Raw genomic sequence first — 12,616 nt, forward strand, 5'->3', positions numbered from 1 at the left:
ACACGAGATGGCGGATGGGGGCATGCAGATGCGCAATGAAGACGGGATCGCCGCGGTATTGGGCGTGCTGAAGCAGCAGTTCGGCGAGCGGTTTCAGACGGGGGAGGCCATTCGCGCGCAGCACGGGCATACCACCACCTGGATCGCGAACCAGATGCCGGACGGCGTGGTGTTTGCGCAATCCACCGAAGAAGTATCGGAAATTGTGAAAACCTGTGCGGCGCGTAAGGTGCCGATCATCGCCTTTGGCACGGGCACCTCGCTGGAGGGGCATGTGAACGCGCCGCTGGGCGGAATCTCCATTGACGTCAGCCAGATGGACAAGGTGTTGGAGGTGAACGCAGGTGATCTGGATTGCCGCGTTCAACCCGGTGTGACGCGTGAGGCATTGAACACACATCTGCGCGATCAGGGCCTGTTCTTTCCGATTGATCCGGGTGCAAATGCGTCGATTGGCGGGATGACGGCGACGCGGGCATCAGGCACCAATGCGGTGCGCTATGGCACGATGAAGGACAACGTGATCAACGTTGAGGCAGTGATGGCGGACGGGTCGATCATCCGCACGGCCCGCCGCGCGAAAAAGACCTCGGCTGGGTATGATTTGACGCGGTTGATGGTTGGGTCAGAGGGCACTTTGGGCATCATCACCGAAATCACACTGCGTTTGCAGGGTATTCCCGAAGCGATGTCTGCCGCACGCTGTTCTTTTCCCAGTGTCGAAGCGGCGGCCAGAACGGTCATGGCGGTGATCCAATACGGGCTGCCCGTGGCGCGGATCGAACTGTTGGACGCGTCGATGGTCGGGGCGGTGAACAATTATTCCAAGCTGGAATTGCCGGTGTCGCCGATGCTGTTGCTGGAGTTTCACGGATCGGACGCAGGGGTGGCGGAACAGGCGGAAACCTTTGGCATGTTGGCCGAAGAGGAAGGCGGCACGGGATATGCCGCCACCAAGACGCTGGAAGAACGGAACAAGCTTTGGCAGGCGCGCCATGATGCTTATTGGGCTATGCTCCAGCTGCGGCCCGGGTGTGACGCGGTGGCCTCTGATGTTTGTGTGCCGATTTCACGGCTGGCCGATGCGCTGACGCAGTCAGAAGCCAAAGCCACCGAAATGGGGCTGGTGGCCCCCACGGTAAGCCACGCGGGAGACGGCAACTTTCATGCGACTGTTCTGGTGAACATGGAAGACGCGGCAGAAGTCGCCAAGGCGAAGGAATTCATTTCATGGCTCAACGATATGGCCATCGGGATGGAAGGGACCTGCACCGGTGAACATGGCATCGGCCAAGGCAAGCGGCCCTATCTTGTGCGCGAATTGGGGGCTGAGACTTTGGCCGTGATGGGCGCGATCAAAAAGGCGCTCGACCCCGACAACATCATGAACCCGGGTAAGATTTTCATGTAACGTAATTGGCTGGGGCGAGGTTGGGATGCCACGCCTTTGCCCCTGCCGTGCCTTAGAAATTGCAGAAAATACGGATCTGTTGCGCCTGACCCAACAAGGGGCGGAGCGATGCACAAACTTTTACTTTCCCTCGGGCTTTTGATGACAACCGGATCCGGTGCCGTCGGGTATGACTTCATGACCCAGAACGCGGCTGATCCGTCCGGTAAACTGACGCTTGAGCGCTACAGCGCACAATTGCCTGCACGCCTGGCCGCGATGGCACAGGTCAATGCGGCAAAGGTATCGACTGCAATCCCGCAAATCCGCGAGACGTGGACCGGCAAAGGCTGGTCCGACATGAGCAACGCAGAACAAATCGCCAATCTCACCGCCGACAGCCCGCAACTGCGCCGGATGCTGGCCGCCGACAAGGCTGCTGCTCATCAGGGGTTCTGGACCTCTGTCCGTCAGAAGTTCAGCAGCAAGGACAAGACAGCGGGCAACAGGCTGGGCGATATCAAAGCCCGCACTGCCGCGCGCAATTACAAACCGACCCTGCAACCGTCGGATTTGTCAGGGATGAGTGCCGCCGAAATCTACGCCAACCGTGGTGAAATTTCGCGAAGCTTTTCGGCAATTGCTGCCGAGAATATGAGTGCTTCCGCCAACGATTTCTAAGACGGCAGGGTTTATTAAATGGTGGGCGCTGGTGCGGAGCCGCAGGATTAGGAAGAAACGATGATCAAATATGCCATCTTTGCTTTGGGTGTAACATTGGCTGCGGGTTCCGGTCTGGTGGCCATTGGGGATACCGGAACGGGGGCGAGCCGCAGCGATCCGGCGTTGGACCTATTGATGCAGTGGGAAAACCGGGCGGCGCGGGCTGCTTATGATCAGGCCAACAGCGCAGATCAACGCCGCGCGTCCTTACCACAGAGCACAAACTCGGGCGCTGCGGAAAAACACTATTCAAGAATGACGGGCGAGGAAGAGCTGCGCGAGATGGCAAAGCACAATCCGCATGTAAAAGAATACGTTGATCTGCTGGACGCCCGTCAGCGGGATGAGAAATGGGGCCGCATCCGCCATAAAGCTCAGGGCGCTGCGGGCACCAAGCCGCGGCTTGGCGATATCCACAACCGGCCAACGGCAGATGGAAAGCCCAAAGACGTATCAATGGAAGAATACGACCGGATGGGCATGCTTGACCAAATCCGCCACCGCAGTTCGATCAAAAAGAACCGCAGCAAAAAGACGGTTCAACAGGGTGGCAGCATTCAGTGGAAAAAGAAGCGGGACTGAACCACCCCGCTGAAACGATTTGAAAGATCGCGCCGGTCAAAGACGAAAGGCGCGGTGGCCCAAGGCGCATGGCTTTGCGTCAATCACAAGGTCGGTTTTTTGATATGTTGGGTCGGCTGGTGCACCGTGATTTCGCCAAGTCCGCGTAAAACAGGGGCAACTCTGTCAGAAGGATTCGCGGCATATGAAAACGAACGTCAAAGCATTGGTTGTCGGCGGCGGTGCCGTGGGGACCTCGATTGCCTATCATCTGGCGGCTGCCGGTTGGGACGATGTCATGCTGCTGGAACGCGACGAGCTGACGTCGGGATCGACATGGCACGCGGCGGGTTTGCTGCCATATTTCAACATGTCCTATGCCACGACGCATATTCATGACTATTCCATCCGGTTTTATAAAACGCTGGAAGAAGAGACAGGGTTGAACGCCGGTTTCGCTGTGGTCGGCAACCTGCGCATGGCGCAAACAGATGAACGCATGGACGAATATATGCTCTATGCGTCAACGGCGGAAACCTGCGGTGTGCCGTACGAGTTCATGACGCCGGATGAGGTGAAAGCGAAATGGCCCCTGATCCGCACAGAGGATTTGAAAGGGGCGCTGTATCACCAGACCGACGGCTATATTAACCCCGCCGATGTGACCATGGCGATGGCCAAAGGCGCGCGCCAGCGCGGCGTCGCGATTGAACGCAAGTGGCAGGCAGATGCGTTTCACTGGAATGGCACGCATTGGGAAGTGACCGTGACCAAGATGGTCGAAAAGGGCGGCAATCTTGTGCCCTCCGAAGAGCAGATGTTGATCACCGCCGAACATGTCGTAACTGCATCCGGCAACCACGCGCAGCGCACAGCGAAAATGCTGGGCATCAAAATGCCGGCGATCCCCGTTGAGCACCAGTTCATCGTCATGGATCAAGACCCTGCATTGGTCGCCTTCCGCAAGGACGCTGGCAACCCCGAACATCCCGTCATCCGTGACGCGGATGCGCAGTCCTATGTCCGCGAAGAACGTGGGGGCTGGATTTTGGGCGTCTATGAAAAACACGCGCCCGCGCGGTTCGAATACGGTGTGCCCGACAGTTTCCGCGCAGATTTGTTCCAGCTGGATCTTGAGCGGATTGAAAGCCAGTATGAGGCGATGATCCACCGCATTCCGTCCTGTGAGGAAAGCGGGCTGAAGGATGATTTCAACGGTCCGATTTGTTACACGCCGGATGGCAATCCGCTGGTCGGGCCTGCACCCGGTTTGCGCAACATGTGGTTGGCCGAAGGATTTTCATTTGGCATCACGGCGGCGGGCGGCACCGGCTATTACCTTGCGCAATTGATGGTGAAGGGCGAGGCCGAGATCGACATGGCCTCGCTTGACCCCAAACGATACGGCGACTGGATGACGACGGAGTTTGCGGCGCGCAAAAACGAAGAGTGTTACGAACACGTTTATATTCTGCACCACCCCGACGAAGAACGCCCCGCCTGCCGTCCCTTGCGGACCTCGCCGGCCTATGACCGGCAGGCCGCACGCGGCGCGCGGTTTGGTTGGGTCAACGGCTGGGAACGGCCGAACTATTTTGCGCCCGAAGGGTTCAACGATCACGACGCGCGGTCCTTCCGCCGGGGCGGATGGTGGCAATATGCCGTTGAAGAAGCCAAAGCCGTGCGCGAAGGTGTCGGCTTGATCGATGCGACAGCATTCACCAAACATGTGGTCAAAGGCCCCGGTGCGACGGCGTTCCTTGACTGGTTCACCTGCAACAAACTGCCGTCGGTTGGGCGGATCAACCTGACCTATGCCCTGACCGGTGCGGGCACCACACGCACGGAATATACCATCGTGCGCATTGCACAGGATGAATATTACCTTGTAAGCGCCGGGGCTTGGACGGCCTATGACAGCGATTATCTGCGCAAGGCGATCGAGGATAAGGCGCCGGAGTTTGGCTATATCGAATGCCATGATGTGACCACGCAATGGGGCGTCTTTGCCATCGCCGGACCGAAATCGCGCGATGTGCTGAACGAGATCGTCAAGGATGGTGATCCCGAAACGGTGCTGTCCAACAAGCGGTTCCCGTGGCTGACCATGCGCAATATCGAACTTGGCATGTGTCCGGTGCGCGCGATCCGCGTGGCCTATACCGGCGAGTTGGGTTGGGAATTGCACCATCCCATTGAAATGCAGAATTACCTGTTCGACCAGCTTGAGAAAGCAGGCGAAAAGCATGGGATGAAACTGGTGGGCGCACGGGCGCAGAACTGGTTGCGACAGGAGAAATCTTACCGTGCGTTCGGGACGGAACTGGGCCGCGATGCGACGCCGCTTGAGGCCGATTTGCCACGTTTTGTCGACCTGTCCAAAGAGTTTCACGGCAAGGCCGCGATGGAGGCTCACGGGATCAACGCCAAATGTGTGACCCTGTTGATCGACGGACCGGAAGATGCCGACCCATGGGGCCGCGAGGTGCTATATGTTGAGGGCGAACGCACGGGCCGCCTGACATCGGGCGGGTATTCTGTCGCCTTCGGCAAATCCATCGGCATGGGGTACGTGAAGCCGGAACATGCGGTTGTGGGGACCAAAATGAAGGTCAAGATGTTTGATCAATTGTGGGACGCGGAGATTGTCGAGGACAGCCCCTATGATCCCAAGAATACCACGATCCGCATGGACGGCTAAGGGATTCATGTTTTGTTAATCTAGTTTTGGAAAGGTTAAGAAACCCTTCCAAACTTGGTGTTCAAATGGATGTCCTACTGAAAGAACGATCGGTTTCCGAGCTTCTTGCGTTACATGCGGAAGTTTCGGATTTGTTGAAATCGAGCGGGGCTGTGCGGTCGTCCAACAATCCGGCAGGCGATTACGCTGAAACCCTGTTTTGCAAGGTATTCGGCTGGGACATGGCGGCAGCGTCGGTCAAAGGATATGATGCCGTCGACGGGCAGGGTATTCGATACCAGATCAAGTCCCGTCGACTGACAGATCATAATACATCTCGCCAATTATCCGCCCTAAGAAACCTTCAGGAACGGCCCTTCGACTTTCTTGCAGGGGTACTTTTTGCCAGTGATTATAGCGTGTTTCGGGCTGCGATTGTACCTTATCGACTGGTTATGGAGAACACGCGCATCTCGACCCACACCAACAGCAGATTGTTTTATCTGCGCGATGCGGTGTGGGATTGGCCGGATGTGCGCGACGTGACTAAAACGCTGCGCGCTGTCCGGTTTTAGACCGCGAAACAGCCCTACTGCGCACGCCGCGCAAGCCACGCGTTCCATTCCGCGCGGCTGCCGGAAAAGGCGTTCAGATCGACATCCCCCTTGATACCGTGAATGGTTCCTGTGGCACTGTACTGCCAGAACCGCCAGCTTTGACCGGGAAACGCCTCGCGCGGGGTTTTGGCGGTGGTGCGCAACCAGTATTCATAGCCGCGAAACGACTTTAGCTTGTTCTCTTCGTAAAACCGCGGCGTGGTATAGATGATCGGGCGTTGACCATAATGGGCTTCAACAATCCGCAGCCAGACCCGCATTTGGCGCTGGACCTCTGCGGCGGGGGGGCGGACCTTGGCGCAGGTGGGTGAAAACGGGTTCCATTCCATATCCAGCACGGGCGGCAAGGCCCCGCGGCTGCGCGGTACGTTACGAATGAACCATTGCGCCTGCACCTCGGGTGTCGTGCAGAAATAGTAGAAATGATAGGCCCCGCGCACCACACCGGCGCGGCCCGCTTTGCGCCAGTGGTTTTTGAACTCGATGTCCAGCAAATCGCCGCCTTCGGTCGCTTTTAGAAACGCGAAATTCACGCCATTTGCCCGCGCAATGTTCCAGTTGATACTGGTCTGAAAGCGCGCAGCATCAATGCCATGAACTGCAAACCGGGCAGGTGAGGGTTGGGCGAAATCAACAGGTTTTGCATCGCGAAAATTAGGCGCGAACAACACGCCCGGCGCGGCAGGCGGTGCCGAGCCACTGCCACAGGCGGCGAGGGTAAGCAGGACAAACAGGGCAACGATACGGGCAATCATAAAGCGGGCTTTCTGGCGATAAAGACAAGGTTGTTGGCGGGCATTTCCTGTGGCGCTGCGGTAAGGCCGGCATCGACAAACCAACGCTGCATGTCGCGGGTATCCTTATAACCGATATCCGCATCGGCACTGCGCAGTTCAGCGTCAAAGCGTTGGTCCGCCGCACTTTTCAACACGCCGTCCTGCGCGAAGGGGCCATAGACCAGCAAGGTGCCAGCGGGGGCAAGTGCCTGCGCTGCCTGGATCAGGATCGTGCGGGCATGGCGCGCGGGGATGAGATGCAGCAGGTTGATCAGAACGATCAGATCTTGCCCCGCATAGGCGGCGGCCCAGCCGTCTGACGCCGCGTTCAACAGGCAGGCGGGTTTGACGTTTTGCAGGCCGCTGCTGCGCACATAGCTGTCGATGCTCCGCAGGCGCAGGGGATCAATGTCGGTCGGTTGCCAGCTGAGGTCGGGCAATACAGCGGCAAAGGTGACGACATGCTGGCCGGTGCCGCTGGCGATCTCCAGCGCATTGCCGCGCGAGGGCGCGTGGTCTTGCAGGACTGCGGCGATGGCGTCCGCATTTCGTGCGGCAGACGGGGCATGCAGTTTGGCATCCTCAAGCGGGGTGGCAACGCTGGCGCTGGGGGGTAGGTTGCGGGTCATGGATGAAACCTATCGGGGGTCAATTGTGTAACCAGTTCAGGCGCAAGTGCGAGACTGCGCCCCATGACAAGGTCGGCCACCAGTTGCGACGCGGCAGGCGCGGTTTGAAAGCCGTACCCTCCCTGACCCGCGCACCAGACAAAGGTGGCGTCATTCGGGTCCGGCCCCAGCACCAGTGCCCTGTCGGGCGCGAAACTGCGCAAGCCCGCCCAAGATGAAAGAAGGCGCGTCACTGGTGCGCTCACCATATTCTCGTAGCGCGCGATGCCTTCGGCGAGCACCATGTCGTCGGCCCAAGCGTCGTGTGGGTCAACGGGGTCCTCTTCGGCGGGGGAGACGATCAGCGCCCCTGCATCGGGTTTCGCATACCATGTTTCACCGACGCCAAAGAACAGCGGCCATTGCGTTACGTCCTGTCCGGAAGGCGCCGGAATGCGGGCCATGGAGCGGCGGTGCGGTGTGATCCCCAAAGGGGGGATGCCGGCCATTTGCGCGATCCTGTCTGCCCAAGCACCGGCGGCATTTACGAGGGTGGCACAGGTATAATCCACACCACCGGCAGTCACGCGCCATCCGTCAGCTGTGCGTGTGACTGCGGTGACGGGGGATTTTGTGACCACCCGTCCGCCATTGGTTTTCAGCATGCGGATAAAGTCTTGCATCAACCGGTCTGTGTCGATGTCCAGCGCGTCCGGGTGATACCCGGCAAAGGCCAGATTTGCGCGGTTCAAGATCGGCACGAATGCACAGGCGCGATCAATTGAAACGGCGTCGAGGCCCAATGTCGCCCTGTCCGCTTCATAGGCTTCTTGTTCGTCTGCTTGTGCAACGATCAGGAAACCGCGCGGGCTCAGGTAGCCGCCATTGGCCTCGTAGTGATAGGATTTGCTTGCCGTATTCAACGCGACCGTGCTGGGCAGACCATAGTTTTCCTCATAAAGCGCGGCGGAGCGGCCGGAGGCGTGATAGCCGGTGCTGCTTTCTTGTTCGAGCACCGTCACATGGGCATCAGCCGACAAACGGGCCGCGGCCGAGAGTCCCGCGATGCCGCCGCCAATGACGATAATGTCGCTCATATTTGTTCTTCAGTGCGATCGGTGGCTGGTGCGGGGCGCGGTGACAGGGCCGCGATCTGGGCATAAAGATCGGCCGGCATGCTAAACGTCAAAGCGTCCAGCGAGGGCTGCAATTGTTCAACGTTACGGGCCGAAATGATCGGGCTGGGACCGGTTGGATGATGGGCCGTCCATGCAACAGCCAGCGTGGCGGGGTGTACCCCTTGCGTGGCAGCAAGATCATGAAGACCTTGCGCCGCTTTGTGCATCACGTCCTGTCCGTAGCGCGCCCCGTAGCGGTCGTCTTCGGTCAGGCGTCCCCCGCCGCCTTGCGCATATTTGCCAGTCAGCAACCCACCACCGAGCGGAGAATAGGGAGCAACAAGAATGCCAAGATCATCGGCCATGGGCAGGATTTCAACCTCTGCTTGTCGTTTGACAAGGTTGTACATGGGCTGGATCACCGCGACATCCAGATCAAAGCGGGCGGCGATGTTTGCAGCCTTGACCACCTGCCACGCGGCAAAGTTGGACAGGCCGATGTGGCGGATATGCCCGCGCGCCTTGAGATCGGCAAAAGCCTGAAAACTCTCGGCCATATCCGTATCGGGATCAAACCGGTGTAAATATAGGACGTCCAGCGTGTCGATCTGCATCCGCTTGCGCGAGGTCTCTGCCGAAGCGAGGATGTTGTCGCGGGTTGCCCCACCGGTATACGCGGCCTTGGTCGCGATGATCAGTCGATCGCGCTGGTCTTGCACACATTGGCCAAGCAGCGTTTCGGACGCCCCGTCTGTATAGATATGGGCGGTATCGAAATGGGTAATGCCCGCATCAATACAGGCATCGAACATGTCGCGCGACTGGGTCGCGTCGGCGCGACCGCCGAATTGCATGGTGCCAAAGGCAAGGCGGCTGGCGGGTGTGCCATCGGGGGAGGTGAGCGTGTGTTTCATACGCCAATTCGTTGCACGGCTTGGCCAACAGTGCAATTGGCCGCGCGACACTGTTTTGTCACGGCCGCCGTAACAGGGAACGCGGCGCGCTTGTGTCAAGAACCGCGCCGCTTTGGCGTATTTCAGGAATTGCCGTTTTCCATTGCGCGCTTATAGGCCGGACGGCTCTGGATGGTTTCGACAAATTGCGCCAGCGCAGGGTAATCGGCACCGCGCCCAAGGCGTACGGCAATTTCAGCGGGAAAGCTGAGCATGATGTCGGCTGCGGACAGATCGTCCATCACGAAATGCCCGGACGGGCGCAGAACGCTTTCCATATAGCTGAAATGGCTGTCCAGTTCCGCGTTGATGCGCGGATGCAGCGGTGCACCTGCGTCCTTTAGACGTCCGACGTAAAGGTTCAACAGGATCGGCGTCATGGCAGAGCCTTCTGCGAAATGCATCAATTCAAGGTGGCTGAAATAGGCATCTGTATTGGCATCAGGGATCATCTGTGGCGCAAATTTCTGGCACAGGATTTCAACAATCGCGCCACTTTCGGTGATCAACCGTCCGTCCAATTCAATCATCGGCGATTTGCCCAAGGGGTGCACGGCCAGCAATTCCGGCGGTGCCAGATTGGTCGTGGCATCGCGTTCATAGCGCACGACTTCATAAGGCTGGCCGATTTCCTCCAGCAGCCAGAAAATACGATGTGAACGCGAGCGGTTCAGGTGGTGCAGACGGATCATGACGCGGGCTTTCCTAATGACGTTCGCCACAGTTTATCGGGTGGTTGGCGAAATGAAAGGCTGTGATGGAGGTCGCGAGATTTACGTCACGGCGGTTTTGCTCAGGTGCGGGCTGGTCGCTTTGGAACAGCTGACTTGTTCGAATCTACGAAACGCGGCAACATCTGCCTCAGGCGCGTATTTTGGTGCCGGATGAAAAGTTATTTTTACGCATAAGGAATTCTATCATGGCAGAAAAGCTAAGTGGTTCCGTTGGAAAAGGCGGAAAGAACAACGCAGCAGATGTGACGATTGTGCAGAAACTTCTGAACCCGTTCGCGGGGGAGGTCGGGTTTGCGAAACTCAAGACAGACGGTGCCAATTCCAAGAAACTGGAAGCGGCGATTGGTGATTTTCAGACCTGTGTCTGCAAATTCCGTGCGGACGGGCGGGTTGATCCGGGTAAGAACACCATCAAGAAATTAAACGCCGGTGTCGCAAAAGCGAAATCGGAAAAGAAGGCTGAGGAGAAGAGGGAAGAGAAGGCTAAGGAAGACCAGCGTCAACAGATGAAGGTCAAAATGAAAAAGCAGATGGAGGCTGAGGCAAAGGCGCAAAAGGTGCCGCCAACCATGTGGGAGACCCTTTGGGGCGACATCGAAAAGAAGGCCGACAGTTTTTATGACACCTATATCGCCTCTGCGCAGAAGAAAGGGGATGCGCCAAGCAAAGCCGCGCCCAAAATTTCCGAGATGTGCACTAAGGAGATGATGACGGACGTCAAGAAAGAGCTGAAAAAGATCGACACCGGCGGCACGCTGTATCCCGGTAGGGTCGAGGGCAAGACATCCGGCGTCAACAAGAAGATCATTGATATCCTGACGGAGGTTTCGTCCCACTACGAAGGCACGACGATCAAGGTCGTGTCGGGTCTGCGTAACAAGGCGGGGCAGGCCAGTGCGATGTACAACGGCTGGGCCAAGCATCTGAATAAATACGGCAAGAACGGCGACATCTACTGGTTTGTCCGTCAGTCCAAATATCAGGATTTATGGAAAGAGCTGGATGACTTTCACGCGGCAAAGAACAAGGCCGGTTTTGTCAAATGCATGAAGGACAAAGCGCCATGGGGGTCTGTTTCGCGCCATATGACAGGGCAGGCCGTGGATATTTCAACCTCCACCGACAAGAAGATCATCAAGGCCCTTGGCATGTGCATGCGTTATCTGGCCGAGACGGACGGCAATTCCGAAGGGATCAAATGCCACCATTTTGACGACAAGACCGGTCTTGTCTGGCCGATCCCGGAAAGCCTACGCAAGAAATTTCCCTAAGGGGTACTTTCGCAGCGTCGGAACGAAAAAGGGCCAGCAAAATGCTGGCCCTTTCTATTGTAAGGATATGCCGGCTTACTGCGGGATATCGCCCTCGATACCTTCGACGTAAAAGTTCATGCCGGCCAGTGTGCCGTCATCCGCGGTTGCACCATCGGCCAGAAACTCGGTGCCGTCCTGCTTGTTCAAGGGGCCGGTAAAGGCGTGGTAGGATCCGTCAGCGAGCGATGCTTTCAATGCCAGCGCCTGTTCCTTAACCTCTGCCGGAACCGCATCGGAAATCTCGCCAATGCCAACCATGCCGGCACCGATGCCGTCCCATGTGTTGCCGGAGGTCCATGTACCGTCCATCACTGCCTTGGTGCGTGCGATGTAGTAGGGGGCCCAATCGTCAATGATCGAGGACACACGTGGCATCGGGCCATATTGCGCCATGTCCGACGCCTGACCAAAGGTGATCACGTTGCCCGCTTCCTGTGCCGCCGCCTGTGGCGCGGTGGAATCGGTGTGCTGCAACACAACATCCGCGCCTTGTTCGATCAGAACCTTGGCGGCGTCCGCTTCTTTCGCGGGGTCAAACCATGTGTAGGCCCAGACGATTTTGAATTGTACGTCAGGGTTCACTTTACGCGCATGGATGAACGCAGAGTTGATGCCACGGATCACTTCGGGGATCGGATAGGACCCGATGTAACCGATGATGTTGGATTTGGTCATGGAGCCCGCGATGTGGCCTTGAATGGCGCGACCTTCGTAGAAACGTGCGGAATAGGTCGCGACGTTCTCGGCCTGCTTATAACCTGTGGCGTGCTCGAATTTCACATTCGGGAACTTCTTGGCGACGTTGATCGTCGGGTCCATATAGCCAAAGGATGTGGTAAAGATCAGGTCGGCACCGTCGAGTGCCATCTGTGTCATCACACGTTCGGAATCCGGGCCCTCGGCCACTGATTCAACGTAAACGGTTTCAACCTTATCGCCAAATTCCGCTTCAACAGCGAGGCGACCCTTGTCGTGTTCATGTGTCCAGCCGCCATCACCGATGGGACCGACATAGACAAAACCGACTTTGGTTTTGTCTTCGGCCATTGCGGTCGTGGCCAGACCCAGCGCCATTGCGGCACCTGTCAGAAGTTTGGTGAGTTTCATTTTATTCCCCAGTTGTTTCACCCTTGGCGGGCGTTT

The 12,616-nt window shown here is 57.7% G+C and carries 12 protein-coding genes; 6 read left to right on the plus strand and 6 right to left on the minus strand.

Annotated features, from left to right (window positions below; genetic code table 11):
* Positions 1-7: 7 nt before the first annotated feature.
* From Z947_RS0108150 to Z947_RS0108175, 5 genes are all read left to right on the plus strand, one after another.
* Positions 8-1,411: an FAD-binding oxidoreductase gene (locus tag Z947_RS0108150; RefSeq protein WP_025043811.1), complete on the plus strand. Its 1,404-nt coding sequence runs from the start codon at positions 8-10 to the stop codon at positions 1,409-1,411.
* Positions 1,412-1,519: 108 nt separating this feature from the next.
* Positions 1,520-2,071 (plus strand): hypothetical protein, encoded by a 552-nt coding sequence (locus tag Z947_RS0108155; RefSeq protein WP_025043812.1) that lies wholly within the window; start codon positions 1,520-1,522, stop codon positions 2,069-2,071.
* A 60-nt stretch (positions 2,072-2,131) separates the two neighbouring features.
* A complete protein-coding gene (locus Z947_RS0108160; protein ID WP_025043813.1) occupies positions 2,132-2,695 on the plus strand; it encodes a hypothetical protein in 564 nt (187 codons plus the stop codon).
* A gap of 184 nt (positions 2,696-2,879) precedes the next feature.
* The gene (locus Z947_RS0108170; protein ID WP_025043814.1) at positions 2,880-5,375 is read left to right on the plus strand and encodes a GcvT family protein; all 2,496 of its coding nucleotides are present in this window, start codon (positions 2,880-2,882) and stop codon (positions 5,373-5,375) included.
* Positions 5,376-5,440: 65 nt separating this feature from the next.
* Positions 5,441-5,929 carry a hypothetical protein gene (locus Z947_RS0108175; RefSeq protein WP_025043815.1) on the plus strand — a complete coding sequence of 163 codons (489 nt, stop codon included), beginning with the start codon at positions 5,441-5,443 and terminating at the stop codon, positions 5,927-5,929.
* A 14-nt stretch (positions 5,930-5,943) separates the two neighbouring features.
* On the opposite strand, the gene Z947_RS0108180 is transcribed toward Z947_RS0108175, so the two are convergent.
* From Z947_RS0108180 to Z947_RS0108200, 5 genes are all read right to left on the minus strand, one after another.
* A complete protein-coding gene (locus tag Z947_RS0108180) occupies positions 5,944-6,726 on the minus strand; it encodes a glycoside hydrolase family 25 protein (protein WP_025043816.1) in 783 nt (260 codons plus the stop codon).
* Positions 6,723-7,376, minus strand: a complete 654-nt coding sequence (locus Z947_RS0108185) for a DUF938 domain-containing protein (protein ID WP_025043817.1) — start codon at positions 7,374-7,376, stop codon at positions 6,723-6,725. The genes Z947_RS0108180 and Z947_RS0108185 overlap by 4 nt, the downstream gene beginning before the upstream one ends.
* Positions 7,373-8,452, minus strand: a complete 1,080-nt coding sequence (locus Z947_RS0108190) for an NAD(P)/FAD-dependent oxidoreductase (protein WP_025043818.1) — start codon at positions 8,450-8,452, stop codon at positions 7,373-7,375. Before Z947_RS0108190 ends, Z947_RS0108185 begins: the two co-directional genes overlap by 4 nt.
* Positions 8,449-9,387 (minus strand): aldo/keto reductase, encoded by a 939-nt coding sequence (locus tag Z947_RS0108195; protein ID WP_025043819.1) that lies wholly within the window; start codon positions 9,385-9,387, stop codon positions 8,449-8,451. Before Z947_RS0108195 ends, Z947_RS0108190 begins: the two co-directional genes overlap by 4 nt.
* A gap of 122 nt (positions 9,388-9,509) precedes the next feature.
* On the minus strand, positions 9,510-10,118 hold the full coding sequence (locus Z947_RS0108200; RefSeq protein WP_025043820.1) for a glutathione S-transferase family protein: 609 nt from the start codon (positions 10,116-10,118) through the stop codon (positions 9,510-9,512).
* Between the two features lie 227 nt (positions 10,119-10,345).
* On the opposite strand from Z947_RS0108200, the gene Z947_RS21495 reads away from it, so the two are divergent.
* A complete protein-coding gene (locus tag Z947_RS21495) occupies positions 10,346-11,431 on the plus strand; it encodes a peptidoglycan-binding domain-containing protein (protein WP_025043821.1) in 1,086 nt (361 codons plus the stop codon).
* A gap of 75 nt (positions 11,432-11,506) precedes the next feature.
* On the opposite strand, the gene Z947_RS0108210 is transcribed toward Z947_RS21495, so the two are convergent.
* On the minus strand, positions 11,507-12,580 hold the full coding sequence (locus tag Z947_RS0108210) for a BMP family ABC transporter substrate-binding protein (protein WP_025043822.1): 1,074 nt from the start codon (positions 12,578-12,580) through the stop codon (positions 11,507-11,509).
* Positions 12,581-12,616 lie beyond the last annotated feature (36 nt).

This window comes from Sulfitobacter geojensis (assembly GCF_000622325.1).
In the GTDB taxonomy this organism is placed as follows: domain Bacteria; phylum Pseudomonadota; class Alphaproteobacteria; order Rhodobacterales; family Rhodobacteraceae; genus Sulfitobacter; species Sulfitobacter geojensis.